We start from the raw sequence: 15,342 nt of genomic DNA, 5'->3' as shown, positions 1-15,342 counted from the left end.
GGCGCGAGTTTATCTCGCGCATTTTTAGGCGTTAAAGCTGAAATTGCTGCTTCAAAATCTGCCCTGTAAAGCTGGTTTTTAAATAAAAACCTCGGGGTAGGGTTTTAATAATTTGCCCGTTTGGACCGATAGCATCGGTTACTATTCTGCTATTAGCTGCTTTTGGGCGAATTTGCATCGCATCCCCTAAATGCCCTGAGATCTCATCAACACGTCCAAGTGCTATCAGCTCCATTTGTTCTTCCCAGTCTCGCTGTAACTGCGCATCTTGCTCTGCTGAGGGTTGCCATAAAAAGCCACTACCAATGGTTCTATCAAATGGCACAATGTCGCGCTCGCCTAGTATGGGTAGCCACAAGACATGATTGAGTTTTTTACGCACATTACTTTGCTGCCATGTCATACCTGTGACATTCAATAACGGTGTCACAGACACAAAAGTGGTCTCTAATGGTTTGCCTTTATATGAGATTGGTAGCGTTTTAAGTTCAATCCCGAGCTCTTCAAAATCAGGGGTAGGTTTGGAACCTGCTGTAGCACCTAATGCATATTCAATCAATTGCCCCGTCCAGCCTTTCTCCTTTAATAAATGCTCAGGTGTTTTAAACTGATAATGACTTGCTAATTGGCCTAATGTCAGTCCTGCAATGTTGCTAACACGTTGCATTAATTCATTGATTGAATGTGGTTTTATCGGTTTCATAGCGAGTTATTTGGTTGTATAAATTCACGACTCATGATAGCAAAAGAGTTTAACCGTGGATATCTTTGCGTTTGGGTGTTTTTTGTCCAGCGATAGTTCGCTGCGTTTTTAGACAAGGTGAAACTTGCTGACTTTAAGCTTAATGTATTGAATTTAATGGTTTTTAACTGTTTAATTTGCAAAGCCTTTAAGCTGTGTTGAAAACTTGTTGGGATAAATACATAACTATGAACAATGTTATCCACAGAAACTGTGGAAAAGGCAAGTTATTGGATCTGTTATTGTGGATTTGTTTGCAAAATGAGCTGTATAAACTAAAGTTATGCACAAGCTGTGAGTAAGATGCGTAAAACTCTGAATATTGTTTGCCGTATTGCAGGTAATGTGGAACAATCATTAAAAATCGACTTACAAATGAGGCACTAAGGTGATTGATGCCGAAGGTTTTCGTGCCAATGTCGGAATTGTAATTTGCAATAATCAGGGACAGGTCTTTTGGGCCAGACGTTATGGTCAGCATTCTTGGCAGTTTCCTCAAGGTGGTGTTGATAGTGGCGAAACAGCAGAGCAGACCATGTTTCGTGAATTACACGAAGAAGTCGGCTTGCGCCCTGAAGATGTAGAAATTGTCGCAAGTTCAAAACATTGGTTACGTTATAAATTGCCCAAGCGTTTGATCCGCCGAGACTCCAGTCCGGTGTGTATTGGGCAAAAGCAAAAATGGTTTTTATTGAAACTGCGTTGTAAAGACGAAGACGTCAACTTACTAAAAACACATCATCCGGAATTTGATGATTGGCGGTGGGTAAGTTATTGGTATCCGGTAAGGCAAGTTGTATCGTTTAAGCGCGATGTTTATCGCCGTGTTATGAAAGAATTCGCACCCTTTGCGATGCCTTTTAATAAACGTGAACAGTCCAAAGATACGTGGCGCCATAAAGGTAAATAATATAAAGGAGCAGTATTATGCTGGCTACACTCAGAGCTATTGCAGAGTCCGTTTCGCAACAAGCGAGTTTGGATAGTGCGCTAGCATGTTTTGTTGAAATGGTGAAAGATGCCATGAAAACTGAGTGCTGCTCCATTTATTTTGCTGATTACAGTCAAGATAATTTTGTATTAATGGCAACCAGAGGGCTTAATCCCGCAGCCGTGGGTAAGTTTAGAATCGGTTTTACCGAAGGTTTAGTTGGCTTAGTAGCACAACGAGAAGAACCTATTAATATTGCCTTTGCCAAGTCTCACCCCCGTTTTAAACTCTCTCCTGAAGTGAATGAAGAAGGCTTCAACGCATTTTTGTCTGTGCCTGTAGTTCATCAAAAAAAAGTGCTGGGCGTTATTGTTGTACAACAGAAAATTGCCCGTGTATTTAGTCAAGATGAAGAGTCCTTTTTAATTACGTTATCTGCGCAACTAGCGTCGCAATTAGCTCATGCAGAAATCAAAGAAGTTCTACGCCAAGATGAGTTTTCTCATCAGACCTCGGTGCTAAAAGGGGTTTCTAGTGCGCCAGGAATTGCGATAGGGCAGGCGTTTGTTATTCTGCCGAAACTTGACTTTAAATCGATAGAATTAAAAAAAGACGATAACTGTACTGAGCAACGCCGCTTATTTACTCAAGCTGTTGCTGCAACCCGCAAAGAATTTAATACCTTGTCGATGACTCTTAGCGATTCTATCCCTAAAGAAGCGTTGGCAGTGTTTGAGGTGTATCAGCAACTACTGGATGCAAAAAGTTTAGGGCAGAATGTTGAAGCACAACTACAAGAAGGCTGGTGTGCAAAAAGTGCATTGAAAATTGTGATCGAACGATTGATTTCGCAATTCAATGCCATGCAGGATCCCTATATCAAAGAGCGTGCGGTTGATGTTAAAGATATCGGCCTGCGCGTACTGCATCATCTCGTCAATACTGAACACGCAGTAAAAAGTTATCCTAAAGATACAGTACTGATCGCTAATACTTTAACCCCAGCCATGCTTGCAGAAGTGCCTAAAGGCCATTTAGTTGGCGTAGTAAGTGTTAACGGTGCGGCAAATAGTCATGCGTCAATTTTAACCCGTGCAATGGGGATCCCTGCAATTTGGGGTATTGAAGATTTACCGCTATTGCAGTTTGATGGTAAACCAATGATTTTAGATGCATACGCAGGGCGATTATATATTTCGCCTTCGCAAATGCTACAAGATGAATATTTACAATTACAGCACCAAGAAAGTCTATTAAACGACAAGTTTGTGGCTGAGCAAGAATGCGATGCAGTGACATTAGATGGCGAGCATATTAGTTTGTTGCTCAATGCTGGTTTGGAACTCAATACTGAAAAAGCTAACACCAAAGTCTGTGATGGCGTTGGCTTATACCGAACTGAAGCCTGGTTTATGCAAAAAGGCCAGTTTCCATCACAAATAGAACAAGAGAATTGGTATCGCGAAGTATTAGCCAGTTATCATCCAGAACCTGTAGTGATGCGTACGCTTGATATTGGTGGTGATAAAGCACTTGATTACTTTGATATTACAGAAGAAAACCCATTTTTAGGCTGGCGGGGTATTCGTGTCACATTGGACCACCCAGAGATCTTTTTAGACCAGCTCAAAGCCATGGTTAAAGCAAACATTGGTTTAGGTAATTTAAAAATTATGCTGCCAATGATAAGCGGTACCGAAGAGGTTGATGAATCTTTAGCATTGTTAGAGCAAGCCTATTTTGAACTGGAAGAAAAATACCCAGAGCAAGCCATTGAACGCCCAGAGATTGGCGTAATGTTAGAAGTCCCTTCAAGTGTATTTATGCTCCCTGAATGGTCTAAGAAAGTAGATTTTTGTTCTGTAGGTAGTAACGATTTGACGCAATACTTACTTGCCGTCGATCGTTCGAATGCGCGTGTTGCTGATTTATTTAATCCCTATCATCCAGCGGTATTAAGAGTATTGCAAAAAGTTGCGAAAGAGTGTCAGCAATATGAGATGTCCTTTAGTTTATGTGGTGAATTAGGTGGCGATCCTGAAGGTGCAATACTGCTGATTGCGATGGGGTATCGTCGCTTGAGTATGAACTACTCATCATTAAGTAAAGTTAAATGGGTATTAAGACGTTTAAAAGCCAGCGATATGGAAGCATTACTGGCGGAGTGTTTAGCACAATCTACTGCAAAACAAGTGCTTAGGTTAACGCGTAATTTTATGATTGAGCATCAACTTGGTGAATTATTTTATACCCAAAATCAGGCTTCTTAGTTATACCAATCGACTTAAATATTTAACCATTCTAGCGTGCCAAATAAAGCGCTAACTGCGTTATAAATTTCTCAAGTAGGACAACTACATGTCGAAATTTATGCCTTGTTATCACTCTATTTATCTGTCGCTATAAATGGCTAATAACTTAACACGATTGGTATTACCAAAACGAGTGCTGTAAAGATTCGATATAATCGATTAGTATATGCATATAATAAATCCAATTTATAAGAGTATACGATGCATGATTTAGTCATCCTGATTATCAGCTGCGCGTTATTAGGTTGTGTGGTTGGATTTTTAGCTGGGTTATTAGGCATTGGCGGTGGGTTGATTATTGTGCCAGTACTGAGTTCATTATTAGTGCATTTTAATGTTGTTGCGGTTGATCATGTACTGGTTATTGCTATTGCTACCTCGCTTGCCTCTATTTTATTCACTTCAACGTCATCTGCATTAGCACACCATAAAAATCAAAATGTGCCATGGGAAATTGCGCCTTGGGTTATGTCTGGCGTTGGACTTGGTGCTCTGATCAGTGGTTTTGCCGCGAGCTTAATTCCAGAACAGTTATTACGTATTGTATTTGCTGTTAGTGTGGTGTTTATTGCTGCTCGTATGGTGTTGTCTGCTCGTAATAAGCCTGTAGCAACTAAACCTATGCCAAGCGGTCCTATTATTGGAGCCGTTAGCGCCATAATGGGCGGACTTTCTGGTTTAATAGGCATTGGTGGCGGCGCATTAATTGTGCCGCTACTGCATTATTTTTCAGTTGATATTAAAAAAGCTATAGGCTGCGCGGCAGCATGTGGCATTGTGATTGCGCTATTTGGCTCTGTGGGATATATCAGCGCCGGTTGGCAAGTAACCGATTTACAACATGGCTTTGCAGGTTTTGTGTATTTACCGGCATTATTAGGTATAGTAATAACCTCGTGGTTTATGGCACCAATAGGAGCCAAAGCAACGCATTATTTACCCGTTTCAACGATAAAAAAAGTGTTCGCGGTGTTACTGATTATCATCGCGCTTCAAATGGTTTTTAGTTAAGGTTTAATTTTATGGCTCTTGAATTTCCAGAGATCGATCCGATCATTTTCACTGTCGGTCCTCTTAGCGTACGTTGGTACGGTTTAATGTATTTAATTGGTTTTGCTTTTGCGATGTGGTGGGCAAATAGGCAAGCAACCAAACCAGGCTCGGGTTGGACGAAAGAAGAGGTCAGTGATTTACTGTTCTACGGTATGTTAGGGGTTATTCTGGGTGGTCGGATTGGCTATGTACTGTTTTATCAATTTAGTTATTTTTTAGAAAATCCACTGTATTTATTTAGAATCGATCAAGGTGGTATGTCTTTCCACGGTGGCACTTTAGGGGTGATAACCGCTATTTGTGTGTTTGCCTGGACACGTAAAAAACAGTTACTTGCAGTGGGTGATTTTGTTGCACCGCTAGTGCCTGTTGGCCTTTTAGCTGGACGTATTGGTAACTTTATTAACGGAGAATTATGGGGCAGAACTACCGATGTGCCTTGGGCTATGGTATTCCCAAATGGTGGGCCATTGGCGCGTCATCCTTCACAGTTGTATGAAGCCTTTTTAGAAGGCTTCGTGCTGTTTATTATTTTGTATGTGTTTACTAAAAAGCCACGTCCAGCGGGTAGTGTCGGCGGATTATTTTTACTATGCTATGGGGTATTTAGATTCTGCGTTGAATATGTGCGCGAACCAGATGCACAACTAGGATTGTTTGCTGATTTTATATCAATGGGTCAAATATTGTCATTGCCAATGGTCATTGCTGGTCTTGGTTTGATAATATGGGCATACAAAAAGCCACAGCCTGCTGTTGCCAGTAAAGCATAAAAAAGAAGCGAATAATGAAACAATATTTAGAGTTATGTCAGCGCATTGTTGATGAAGGTATCTGGGTTGAGAATAAACGTACGGGAACGCGTTGTTTAACAGTCATTAATGCGGAGCTTGAATACGACGTTGCGAACAACAAGTTCCCAATGATCACCACCCGAAAAAGTTATTACAAAGCGGCAATCGCAGAGCTGTTGGGTTATTTACGTGGTTATAGCAGTGCTGCGCAATTTCGCGACATAGGTTGTATGACTTGGGATGCTAACGCTAATGAAAACCAAGCATGGTTAAGTAATCCGAACCGCCAAGGTGAGGATGACATGGGCCGTGTATATGGCGTACAAGCTCGTAATTGGCGACGCCCTGATGGCACACCGTTAGATCAGCTAAAAAAGGTCATTGATAATCTTAAAAATGGTGTGGATGACAGAGGCGAGATCATCACTTTTTATAATCCGGGTGAGTTTGAGTTAGGGTGTTTGCGCCCATGTATGCACACGCATACTTTTTCGCTTCTTGGCGATACGCTTTATTTAACCTCGTATCAGCGCAGTTGTGATGTGCCACTTGGTTTGAATTTCAATCAAATTCAATGTTTTGTATTGCTTGCACTGGTCGCGCAGATCACTGGCCACAAAGCAGGTAAGGCATACCATAAAATCGTTAATGCCCATATTTATGAGAACCAACTGGAATTAATGCGTGATGTGCAGTTACAGCGTGAGCCATTTGCATCACCGACGTTGACGATTAATCCAAATATTAAATCACTCGAAGATATCGAAACGTGGGTCACCCGTGATGACTTTGAGGTAAATGGCTATCAATGCCATGAAGCAATTAAATACCCGTTTTCAGTGTAACAATTAATAAGCATCATAGTTTTAAGGAGAGAATAATGAAAGCAGTGATCCCAGTCGCAGGACTTGGCACCCGTATGTTGCCAGCTACTAAAGCTATTCCAAAAGAGATGTTACCTGTTGTAGATAAACCCTTGATTCAATATGTAGTTAATGAAGCGGTTGCTGCGGGTATTAAAGAAATTGTATTAGTGACTCACTCGAGTAAAAACTCGATTGAAAACCATTTTGATACCAGTTTTGAGCTAGAAGCAACGCTAGAGAAGCGGGTAAAGCGTCAGTTACTTGCTGAAGTACAAGCTATTTGCCCTAAAGATGTGACAATTATTCACGTTCGCCAAGGTGAAGCAAAAGGCTTAGGGCACGCAATCAACTGTGCAGCGCCAATTATTGGTAACGAACCGTTTGTGGTTATTTTACCTGATGTGATCATAGATGATGTTGAAAGTAATCTTAAAAAAGATAATTTAGCTGAAATGATTACTCGCTTTAATACAAACGGCGAAAGCCAAATTATGGTTGAGCCTGTGCCTATGCAGGATGTTGATAAGTTTGGTGTGGTCGATTTAGGCGACGTAAAGCTTGAACAAGGGCAAAGCGCAGCGATCCTTAATATGGTTGAAAAACCTCCTGTGCATAGCGCACCATCAAATTTGGCTGTGGTAGGTCGTTATGTGCTAAGTAAAAATATTTGGCCATTACTTGCAAAAACTCCCGCAGGCGCCTGCGACGAAATTCAGTTAACAGATGCAATTGCGATGCTAATGGAAAAAGAATCTGTTGCTGCTTATGCGATAAAAGGGCGTAGTCATGATTGCGGTAGTAAGTTGGGCTATTTAAAAGCCACTATTGAATTTGCACTGCGTCGTGATGAATTTAAAGATGAGCTTAAATCGTTTATTAAAACCTTAGTTTAAGCTCATTTATTGAGCCTAACTTATAAAAGTGCCTTAGTGGCACTTTTTTATTGCTTAAAAATCCTGAAACTGGCACTGACTTTGCTTATAATATGGCATTATTTATTTTGTGATGCTAACAGATGATGTGTTTTAAAAAGCAAGCTTGGTATACCACAGTGTTGGTTACAGCAACTGTCTGGCTTAGTGGGTGCAGTAGTATTAATGCTAACCCGGTGGAACAGCAGCCTGCATTAATTTCTGATCAACAAGTTAAAGAGTATGTTCAGCAATGGCACTCGCAACAAGAGAGTATTACTCGTTTAGCTGCGATGGAGGAAGACTTGCAACTATTAATAATGGCACTTTCCTCTCAAACTGATATTGCAGAAAACCCAGCGGTGCTTCGCGAAGATAATGTTACGGTGGCTCATTATGCTGAAAAAATACAGACTCCTGATACTGCTAACTCCTCAAAAACTATCGAAAACCGCCCTCTGCCACTGTATGGCAACTCACTGCCAGGAGCCCAACTTGGGCTATATTTAAAACCACAGAGAGTGAGAACGCAAATAGCAAGGTTGCAGCAACAATATCCGCAGGCATTTAGCCAATTAGATTTTGTAATGACAGAGCGTCACAATAAAGGCGTTACCTTGTATGGGTTACGAGTTGGGCCATTTCAAAATTATACCGAGGCCAATCTATTTTGTTCATTAGCACAAAATTTAGGCCAAAAATGCCTGAGTGCCCCATTTGTTGGTCAGCCTTTGTAATTAAATAAGCTATTTATCTGATTTTTCAGTAATTAAGCTTAAAGTAATTGTTCTGAGTGTCGATAATATCTAAGATAGGGGCAACATAGGGTAATGTCCCATCTCTTATAAGGATTTAATATGAAATTATTTTCAACTCTTCTGGCAGCAGCAGTTACAGCAAGCTCATTCGCGACTTATGCTACAACTGAAAGCTTTGATGCGAAAGTTAAAGTACAAAATACAGTTGTATTGACAAAAGGACCTGACTTAGATTTTGGTACAATTCGAGCGGTTGCAGATCCAGACGGTGTTAACCAAGCTACATTGGTTATCAACCCTGAGCCTACAGCAAGTCCTGTATCGTCTAGAACTGATAACGTACCTGCTATTATTTCAATAATAGAGCAAGGTTCGCCTGCATCTTTTACAGTATCGGAAGTTGTGCCAAATGCTCGTTTATCAATTACTAACCCAACAGCAACAACCCTGAGCTCTAATGGCCAAGGTTTGAATGAGCCAAACTTTACGGTTGGTACTTGGACATACTTTATCACTAGCGGTCCAAATGCAAACGCTTATTATTCATCAGTGACGCCTAATTTAACTGCTGACGGTGATGGCAGTGTATCGTTTAATATTGGTGCAACTCTTTCTACAGCATCAACAACTTCTAGCGAAGCGTACCGAGATACTGAGTACACAGGCACTTTTCAATTAGAAGTTGCTTATTAATTTAATCATGCGTTTTTTCTTGTTATTTGCGATGCTTTCAATACTGTATTCACAGTCAACAAGAGCCGCGAGTATAGAGCAACAAGCGCTTGATTTTGGCACCTTAGTTATTCTTAAAAGTGATCAAATAGGTTCTGTAATTATCAAGGATGATGGTTCGATTAGCACTTCTGGCGAAATCTATATCCTTAAAGAAGGTCGCCCAGCTGAGCTGATACTCACTGACATCCCCCCTGGCACTCGAGTCTCTATGAATTTAGTGGCTCCTGCAACTATGCAACACAATACTAAAGGAAGTAGTAGTGCCGACTTTAGAGTGACCTTAAATGGCTTTCCTAAAGACGCAACAAGCGATGAGTTTAGCGAAGTGCATGTATTTATTGGTGGTAAATTAGAAATAAATACAAGCAGCAAACAATATGTTGACGGCGACTATTCAACAACCACAAACTTAGAAATTTCAGTGGATTATTAAGGATTTAAATGTTTAATAAATTAACCGTGATACTGCTTTTAAGCTTTTGTTTTTTTAGCCAGGCGGTAATGGCGAATTTACTTATTTCTCCTACTCGTATTAGTTTTGATGAGCGTCAACGTACTGCAAAGGTCACAGTGATCAACACCAGTGACGAGTACAAAACTTACCGAGTGCATTGGAGCGAAAAGCAATCCACATCAACCGGAGGGTATGTAACCTTACTTGAGCCGACGGCGACAAGTTTAAGCCCGATGACGCGCTTATCACCAAAGCAAATGCGTTTGGCGCCTGGTGAAAAGCAAACCGTTAAAATTGCAATTCGAAAACCAAAACAGTTAGCAAATGGTGAATATCGTTCGCATTTATTATTTCAGGCGTTGCCAAATGAAAACCCAAATAGTACGAGTTCAATAAAAATTAATATGATCATGAGCTACAGTATTCCAGTCATCCTTCGTGAACATGCTGAAGTACCAAAAGTATTCATTGAGCAAGCGCAAGTGATTAAAAACCAGGGCAACCAACGACTACAATTTAAATTAAAACTCAATCGTGAAACTCACTTTAGCAGTTATGGTAAATTAACCGCGTTTTATCAACAAAATGCTAATGCTAAGCTGGAAGCTATCGCTGAAATTGGCAATTTAAGTATTTACTCGGATGTAAAAAATGCCGAGGTAATGTTGAGTTTATTTAGTGATAAAACCCTAGATAAGCCTGGTACTGTTATTTTTAAATATATCGGTGCAGATGAATATCAAGACATAAATTTTGCCGAGTATGCTTTAGCGATTAGTCCAAAAATGCTGCAACTTTAACTCTTCATGACCAAGAATACAGGGCTAAAGTGCATCACACTATGGCTAAGTTTATGCCTTAGTAACAATGCATTCGCGACTAATAACGTAACTGTGAATGATGCATTAAAAACACTTCGCAAGATTGAAGCTAAATTAACCGACTTACCAACAGCTTCTCAGCCTAACGTTAACAGCCCTGTTACGTCAAACCAACCGCGGATCGCAAGCGGTGAGTTTTTATTATTTTCGTTGTCTTTAAATGATTACTACTTAGGCGAAGTGTTCGCTTTAAAAAGTGATCAGGGTATTCAACTTGGCCTTAGTAGCCTAGCTGATATATTGCAATTTGGAATAGAAGTTGATCTTGCAACTCGTTCTGCTCAAGGCTGGTATCGAGATCAACAGCCTTTCATTTTAGATGCCAGCACCCTGCCTGCAACACTGATAACTGACGCAGGTATGCTTGAACTAACGGCTGCTGATGTTAGCATTGATGATGACATGTATATTGAAATGGCGCAGTTAAAAGAGGTTTTTGGGCTGCAATTTACAGTCGATTATGGTGATTTAGAAATAGAGTTAAGTTCGGCCATCTTATTACCAATTGAACAACAGCGAGAACGCCATGGTAGAAGGCTTAACCCCTCGAATCGTAATGCCAAGCCCACCTTGCCTTGGAAAGCCAGCCCGTATCAAGCGCTTTCATCACCTGTTGCTGATTTACAATTAAACTACAGTGCTGATAAAAATCAAAATAGAACAAGTTACTCATTATTAGGTGCACAAGACTTTGCTTATTTATCTGCCGAATACTTTTTATCTGGTCGCGAGGGCGATTTACTCAGCGATTCGCGTTTAACATTTACTAAGCAAGACCCGCAAAGCTCATTACTTGGAGTGTTAGCAGCCAGTGAAGTTGAGTTTGGTGATGTAACGGCCACACAAGTTGGCAGCCGTTACAACAGTCAGTATGGTCGTGGTATTAAGTTTTCAAACCGCGGACTGACTCAACAATTTGATAGTAACCGTATTAATTTAAGTGGTCCGATTCAGTTAGGCTGGGACGTTGAGCTTTATCGTAACGGCGTATTGATTGCGCAGCAATTAAGCTTATCAGATGGTCGTTATATTTTTGATAATGTTGATTTGTTTTATGGTGAGAATAACTTCGAGCTTATTTTTTATGGTCCTCAAGGGCAGGTCGAGCGAAAAAGCGAATATTATTTTATTGATAGTAACCAATTAGCACAAGGTGAAGGATTTTATGAACTATCAGTCTCTGAGCAGGGTAAAAAATTGCTTGGCAATACTGCCTTCAATAATGACAGCACGGGCTGGCAAATAGCAGGGCGCTACGAGCAAGGTATTACAGACGACTTCTCGATATATACCGCTGCATTGGCACAAAAAAGAACACATGACGACCTACAACACATGTCACTGGGGACTAACCTTAGCTTATTTAGCCGCCTGTTATTAAACTTAGATTACCAGAAAAATAATCAACATGAACAAGAGCTTGAGCTTACAGCACGCACGCAATTTGCTGATCAATCTTTACTTTTCAGCGCAACGAATCGAACCGATGAATTAAAACAAAAATACGACAGTTATCAGTTTGATATGGCTGGCGAGTTGATGCAAAACAGTTACGGGCGGCTAAACTACCAAAACAATTTATTGTATCAAACATCAGATAACCGAGGCATCTATAAGCAAGCACAAAACCGTTTGAATTATGCGATTGCTGGCTTAGCGTTGAGCAACCAATTACAATGGCAACAAAGTAATAATGTTGGATCAGTGTATGGCTCAACACGTTTGCAAGGGCGTTTGGGTCGTATTTATAGCCGTTTTAGTGTTGATTACACATTATCTCCTATCAATGAAGTCACCAGCTACGAGGCTGAGTTTAACCGTAGTATTACCAATCAACTGCAAGCTGAAGTCACCTTACGTGATTCTCGTATTAATGATATTCAATCGGCTGATTTAGGCTTAAGTTGGCAAAGCAATAAATTTAGTCTCACTAGTAATCTAAACTACGACAGTGAAGATAACTGGCAGCTTAGCGTATATAGCCGATTCAGCCTTGGTTATGACACACAAAACAATCACTATTTTGTGTCCAAGCAAAGCTTAACAACGACCGGCACATTAATGTTACGGGTATTTTTAGATCAAAATAACAACGGCATTATGGATCCTGACGAGCAAGGTGTTGCTGGTATAAAAGTAAAAGGGCTGCAAAATTACCGCCAAGCAATAACCGATGAAAATGGCATTGCATTGTTAACCTCAATGCCAGCTAATCGCACCACAGATATTGTGCTCGATAGAGACAGCTTCCCCGATCCGTTTTTTGTGCCTGCCAATGAGGGCTTTTCAATCACGCCAAGAGCAGGATTTATTGAATACATGGATTACCCGCTAAATAACGCCAGCGAAATTGAAGGGGTGGTGTATCAGCAGCAAGGGGAGCACACTTATGTGCAGCCTTATGCAAAAATAACCTTATTAGATCAAAATGATAAAGAAGTTGCCAACACCCAAGCGGCTTATGATGGCTATTATTTGTTTACCGACCTACGGCCAGGGCAGTATCGGGCTGTGGTTGACGATAGCTTTAAAGAACGTAAAGCATTAAAAAACACCCAGCAGGTAACAGTTGATTTATCAGCAAAAGGGGATGTGTTGGTTGGGGTTGATTTTACTTTAAAATCACTTGAAGAAGTGTCGGGTACTATTGTGAATGCGGGGAATTTTTCATCGTTAATGATGTTAAAGGCATACTTACGCTTGATAAGCCCACGCTTAAAATTACAACCGCAAGACGTGTTTTACATTCATGATCAACAGCAAAATAAGTATATACTCGCCTTAGCATACGCTAAGCAAGCACAGCCTGAATTTACGGAGCTTTGTCAGTCATTAATAAAACAAAGATTGAAGTGTGATATTGAACAACGAACAATACTTCATTAAAGGAATAGCAATGAATATCAAACAATCGTTTAGTGTAATGCAATCAGCCGTATTAATAATGAGTTTAATTATATTATCTGGCTGTACCAGTACGACGGATAGCGCGCAAAAAAGTACCAGCAGCACAGCTGAAACTAATCATGAAACCTATGTGCAGATCACGCAACAAGAGCTACAACAGTTACAAACTAGCTCTGCACAGTGGCAAGCAATTAAACCCGATCTTGAACGATTATTACTGATTGAAAGTGATTTGAATTTATTGATAGCACAGTTAACCGCGATAGCAAATGATGACGAGAATACAGGTAACAATAGCCATTCATCTGCTGCCTTGGCATCACAGCAAGTACCGTCAGATAGGCCTGCGCAATCTATAGCAGCACAGTCAAACATAACTAACAACGCGCTTTTTGCGCTGCAAATTATTGCGGTCACTCAACAATCGCAATTAGCTCCAAGCTGGCAAACAATTCAACAAAAAGTACCGAGTTTATTGTCAGATAAATTTACCACCAATGTCGAAACTGCTCAGGTAAAAGGCATGACTTATTACCGCTTAAAAATCGGGGCATACCAATATCAAAAAAACGCCCAAGCTGATTGTGATAAATTAAAGCTACAACAGCTCAACTGCATGGTGACTCACTACACCGATAACCCAATAAAATTATAAATAGGCATAATACTTGCTTTGTTATTGCCATGTTTAGTGAGGATGGCAATTATGCGCCTTTTGTTATGTTTATTATTGCTGAGTCTAACTGCGTGTAGTTTAACGCAAGAAAAACCGCCAGCACCAAGTACCAATGCCCCAAAAGCAACAATGGCACCTTATACTGTGCATCAGTATGTGAGCGACTTGAGTAGTCAATTGAGCCATGTGCAAGGGCCGTTTAAAAGCTCTGCACGGATTGCCGTTACTAGCTTTTACTTAGCCAACGCGCTAGACAGTGAGCTGGCACAAGGGCAGGGCGCAGGGTTGAGTCAGCAAATTCAAGAAAGCTTACTTACTCAGTTTACCCAACTTGGCTATAACACTATTGAATATCGCCTTGAAAAACACCTTAATTTAGCCAGCAACGCAGATGGTATATTAAGTCGCGACATAAGCAAATTACGCCAACGTCAGAATATTGACTTTGTTATCACGGGTACCTTAACACGGCAACAACATGCCTATATAGTTAACGCCCGTATGGTAAATACGCAAGATAGCCGCGTTGTATCTGCCGCCAGTACAGAGATCCCCATAAATGTGATGTGGGGCGATGAAAAAATACAACAGCGCGACGGTTATATTTACCGCAGCGAATACTAATTAGGAGCTCTCATGAAACGCTTAATATTAACTTTATGTTTGCCACTGGGTTTTGGTTGCGCGCAAATGATGGAACCGGGCAAAACAGCACAAACTGATAACTCTGCGCAGTTAGAGGGTGATCAAAGAATGGTTGCTGCTCCTGGGCAAAATAATACATTTTATCAAAACAATATTCCAGTGATGAACGATAGCAGCCAAGTCACAGTCCCAACACGTAAAAATATTAATCATTATGTACGTGGCATAATGCAAGATATGGCTGAAAATTTACAATACGTAAATACCAAAACGCCGCTGGCCGTATCAAGCTTTATCTTTTTAGATGATGATTACAACGACGGCACATTGTTAGGTAATCAAATCGCCGAAAGTTTTATGCACGAGCTACACAGTTTTGGCGTACCGGTGATCGACTTTAAAACCACCGACTACATGCGTGTTACTCCCTCTGGCGACTTTGTATTTAGTCGCGACTATTTAGAGCTAAGCCAAGATCAAAACTTCAACTACGTACTGGCGGGCACTATGGTAAATCACCAAGGTGGTGTACTAGTCAATGCCCGAATTATTGGTTTAGCTAGTAAGGCTGTGGTTGGCTCTGCACAAGGGTTTATTCCGCAATCCGTTGTTGATGCACTCGACAGCAGCTATCGCACTGATGGCGTAATGCTAAAACAAGCGAGTAAGTGAGGCCA

15 protein-coding genes are annotated in these 15,342 nt (G+C 40.7%); 14 read left to right on the top strand and 1 reads right to left on the bottom strand.

Features of this window, described 5'->3' with window-relative positions; translation table 11 throughout:
• Positions 1 to 31 precede the first annotated feature (31 nt).
• Positions 32 to 703, bottom strand: a complete 672-nt coding sequence (gene mutH / locus PSR9079_RS11370) for a DNA mismatch repair endonuclease MutH (RefSeq protein WP_149981676.1) — start codon at positions 701 to 703, stop codon at positions 32 to 34.
• Between the two features lie 427 nt (positions 704 to 1,130).
• On the opposite strand from mutH, the gene rppH reads away from it, so the two are divergent.
• The 14 genes from rppH to PSR9079_RS11300 all read left to right on the top strand — a co-directional run bounded on the left by rppH (position 1,131) and on the right by PSR9079_RS11300 (position 15,337).
• Entirely contained in the window at positions 1,131 to 1,652 is a 522-nt protein-coding gene (gene rppH / locus PSR9079_RS11365; protein WP_145240920.1) for an RNA pyrophosphohydrolase, read from the top strand.
• Between the two features lie 17 nt (positions 1,653 to 1,669).
• Positions 1,670 to 3,943, top strand: a complete 2,274-nt coding sequence (ptsP, locus tag PSR9079_RS11360; RefSeq protein WP_149981674.1) for a phosphoenolpyruvate--protein phosphotransferase — start codon at positions 1,670 to 1,672, stop codon at positions 3,941 to 3,943.
• A 243-nt stretch (positions 3,944 to 4,186) separates the two neighbouring features.
• Entirely contained in the window at positions 4,187 to 4,996 is an 810-nt protein-coding gene (locus tag PSR9079_RS11355; RefSeq protein ID WP_149981671.1) for a sulfite exporter TauE/SafE family protein, read from the top strand.
• Between the two features lie 11 nt (positions 4,997 to 5,007).
• Complete coding sequence (lgt, locus tag PSR9079_RS11350; protein ID WP_149981669.1) at positions 5,008 to 5,811, top strand: prolipoprotein diacylglyceryl transferase; 804 nt, start codon at positions 5,008 to 5,010, stop codon at positions 5,809 to 5,811.
• A 14-nt stretch (positions 5,812 to 5,825) separates the two neighbouring features.
• Positions 5,826 to 6,677, top strand: a complete 852-nt coding sequence (locus tag PSR9079_RS11345; RefSeq protein ID WP_149981666.1) for a thymidylate synthase — start codon at positions 5,826 to 5,828, stop codon at positions 6,675 to 6,677.
• 35 nt (positions 6,678 to 6,712) lie between these two features.
• Positions 6,713 to 7,591 (top strand): UTP--glucose-1-phosphate uridylyltransferase GalU, encoded by an 879-nt coding sequence (galU, locus tag PSR9079_RS11340; RefSeq protein ID WP_149981663.1) that lies wholly within the window; start codon positions 6,713 to 6,715, stop codon positions 7,589 to 7,591.
• 122 nt (positions 7,592 to 7,713) lie between these two features.
• On the top strand, positions 7,714 to 8,346 hold the full coding sequence (locus tag PSR9079_RS11335; protein ID WP_246175535.1) for an SPOR domain-containing protein: 633 nt from the start codon (positions 7,714 to 7,716) through the stop codon (positions 8,344 to 8,346).
• A gap of 120 nt (positions 8,347 to 8,466) precedes the next feature.
• Positions 8,467 to 9,060, top strand: a complete 594-nt coding sequence (locus PSR9079_RS11330; RefSeq protein WP_149981659.1) for a DUF4402 domain-containing protein — start codon at positions 8,467 to 8,469, stop codon at positions 9,058 to 9,060.
• Positions 9,061 to 9,067: 7 nt separating this feature from the next.
• Positions 9,068 to 9,535, top strand: coding sequence for a DUF4402 domain-containing protein (locus tag PSR9079_RS11325; protein ID WP_149981657.1), 468 nt, complete (start codon positions 9,068 to 9,070; stop codon positions 9,533 to 9,535).
• Positions 9,536 to 9,543: 8 nt separating this feature from the next.
• Positions 9,544 to 10,356, top strand: coding sequence for a fimbrial biogenesis chaperone (locus PSR9079_RS11320; RefSeq protein ID WP_149981655.1), 813 nt, complete (start codon positions 9,544 to 9,546; stop codon positions 10,354 to 10,356).
• 93 nt (positions 10,357 to 10,449) lie between these two features.
• Positions 10,450 to 13,323 (top strand): hypothetical protein, encoded by a 2,874-nt coding sequence (locus tag PSR9079_RS11315; protein WP_149981652.1) that lies wholly within the window; start codon positions 10,450 to 10,452, stop codon positions 13,321 to 13,323.
• A 10-nt stretch (positions 13,324 to 13,333) separates the two neighbouring features.
• Positions 13,334 to 13,999: an SPOR domain-containing protein gene (locus PSR9079_RS11310; RefSeq protein WP_149981650.1), complete on the top strand. Its 666-nt coding sequence runs from the start codon at positions 13,334 to 13,336 to the stop codon at positions 13,997 to 13,999.
• Positions 14,000 to 14,050: 51 nt separating this feature from the next.
• Positions 14,051 to 14,644 (top strand): FlgO family outer membrane protein, encoded by a 594-nt coding sequence (locus PSR9079_RS11305; protein ID WP_145240937.1) that lies wholly within the window; start codon positions 14,051 to 14,053, stop codon positions 14,642 to 14,644.
• Between the two features lie 12 nt (positions 14,645 to 14,656).
• Entirely contained in the window at positions 14,657 to 15,337 is a 681-nt protein-coding gene (locus PSR9079_RS11300; protein ID WP_149981648.1) for a FlgO family outer membrane protein, read from the top strand.
• The last annotated feature ends 5 nt before the right edge of the window (positions 15,338 to 15,342 follow it).

It is taken from the genome of Pseudoalteromonas rhizosphaerae (assembly GCF_902498845.1).
In the GTDB taxonomy this organism is placed as follows: Bacteria; Pseudomonadota; Gammaproteobacteria; order Enterobacterales; family Alteromonadaceae; genus Pseudoalteromonas; species Pseudoalteromonas rhizosphaerae.
The sequence above is the reverse complement of the archived record's forward strand: the minus strand, read 5'-3'. Positions and strand labels throughout refer to the sequence as shown.

What these genes read in the sequence shown, in the direction of transcription:
- PSR9079_RS11330 (WP_149981659.1), top strand. Translation starts at nt 8,467, where the DNA reads ATGAAATTATTTTCAACTCTTCTGGCAGCAGCAGTTACAGCAAGCTCA.
- PSR9079_RS11345 (WP_149981666.1), top strand. Translation starts at nt 5,826, where the DNA reads ATGAAACAATATTTAGAGTTATGTCAGCGCATTGTTGATGAAGGTATC.
- ptsP (WP_149981674.1), top strand. Translation starts at nt 1,670, where the DNA reads ATGCTGGCTACACTCAGAGCTATTGCAGAGTCCGTTTCGCAACAAGCG.
- PSR9079_RS11335 (WP_246175535.1), top strand. Translation starts at nt 7,714, where the DNA reads ATGATGTGTTTTAAAAAGCAAGCTTGGTATACCACAGTGTTGGTTACA.
- mutH (WP_149981676.1), bottom strand. Translation starts at nt 703, where the DNA reads ATGAAACCGATAAAACCACATTCAATCAATGAATTAATGCAACGTGTT.
- lgt (WP_149981669.1), top strand. Translation starts at nt 5,008, where the DNA reads ATGGCTCTTGAATTTCCAGAGATCGATCCGATCATTTTCACTGTCGGT.
- PSR9079_RS11310 (WP_149981650.1), top strand. Translation starts at nt 13,334, where the DNA reads ATGAATATCAAACAATCGTTTAGTGTAATGCAATCAGCCGTATTAATA.
- PSR9079_RS11320 (WP_149981655.1), top strand. Translation starts at nt 9,544, where the DNA reads ATGTTTAATAAATTAACCGTGATACTGCTTTTAAGCTTTTGTTTTTTT.
- PSR9079_RS11325 (WP_149981657.1), top strand. Translation starts at nt 9,068, where the DNA reads ATGCGTTTTTTCTTGTTATTTGCGATGCTTTCAATACTGTATTCACAG.
- galU (WP_149981663.1), top strand. Translation starts at nt 6,713, where the DNA reads ATGAAAGCAGTGATCCCAGTCGCAGGACTTGGCACCCGTATGTTGCCA.
- PSR9079_RS11300 (WP_149981648.1), top strand. Translation starts at nt 14,657, where the DNA reads ATGAAACGCTTAATATTAACTTTATGTTTGCCACTGGGTTTTGGTTGC.
- PSR9079_RS11355 (WP_149981671.1), top strand. Translation starts at nt 4,187, where the DNA reads ATGCATGATTTAGTCATCCTGATTATCAGCTGCGCGTTATTAGGTTGT.
- PSR9079_RS11305 (WP_145240937.1), top strand. Translation starts at nt 14,051, where the DNA reads ATGCGCCTTTTGTTATGTTTATTATTGCTGAGTCTAACTGCGTGTAGT.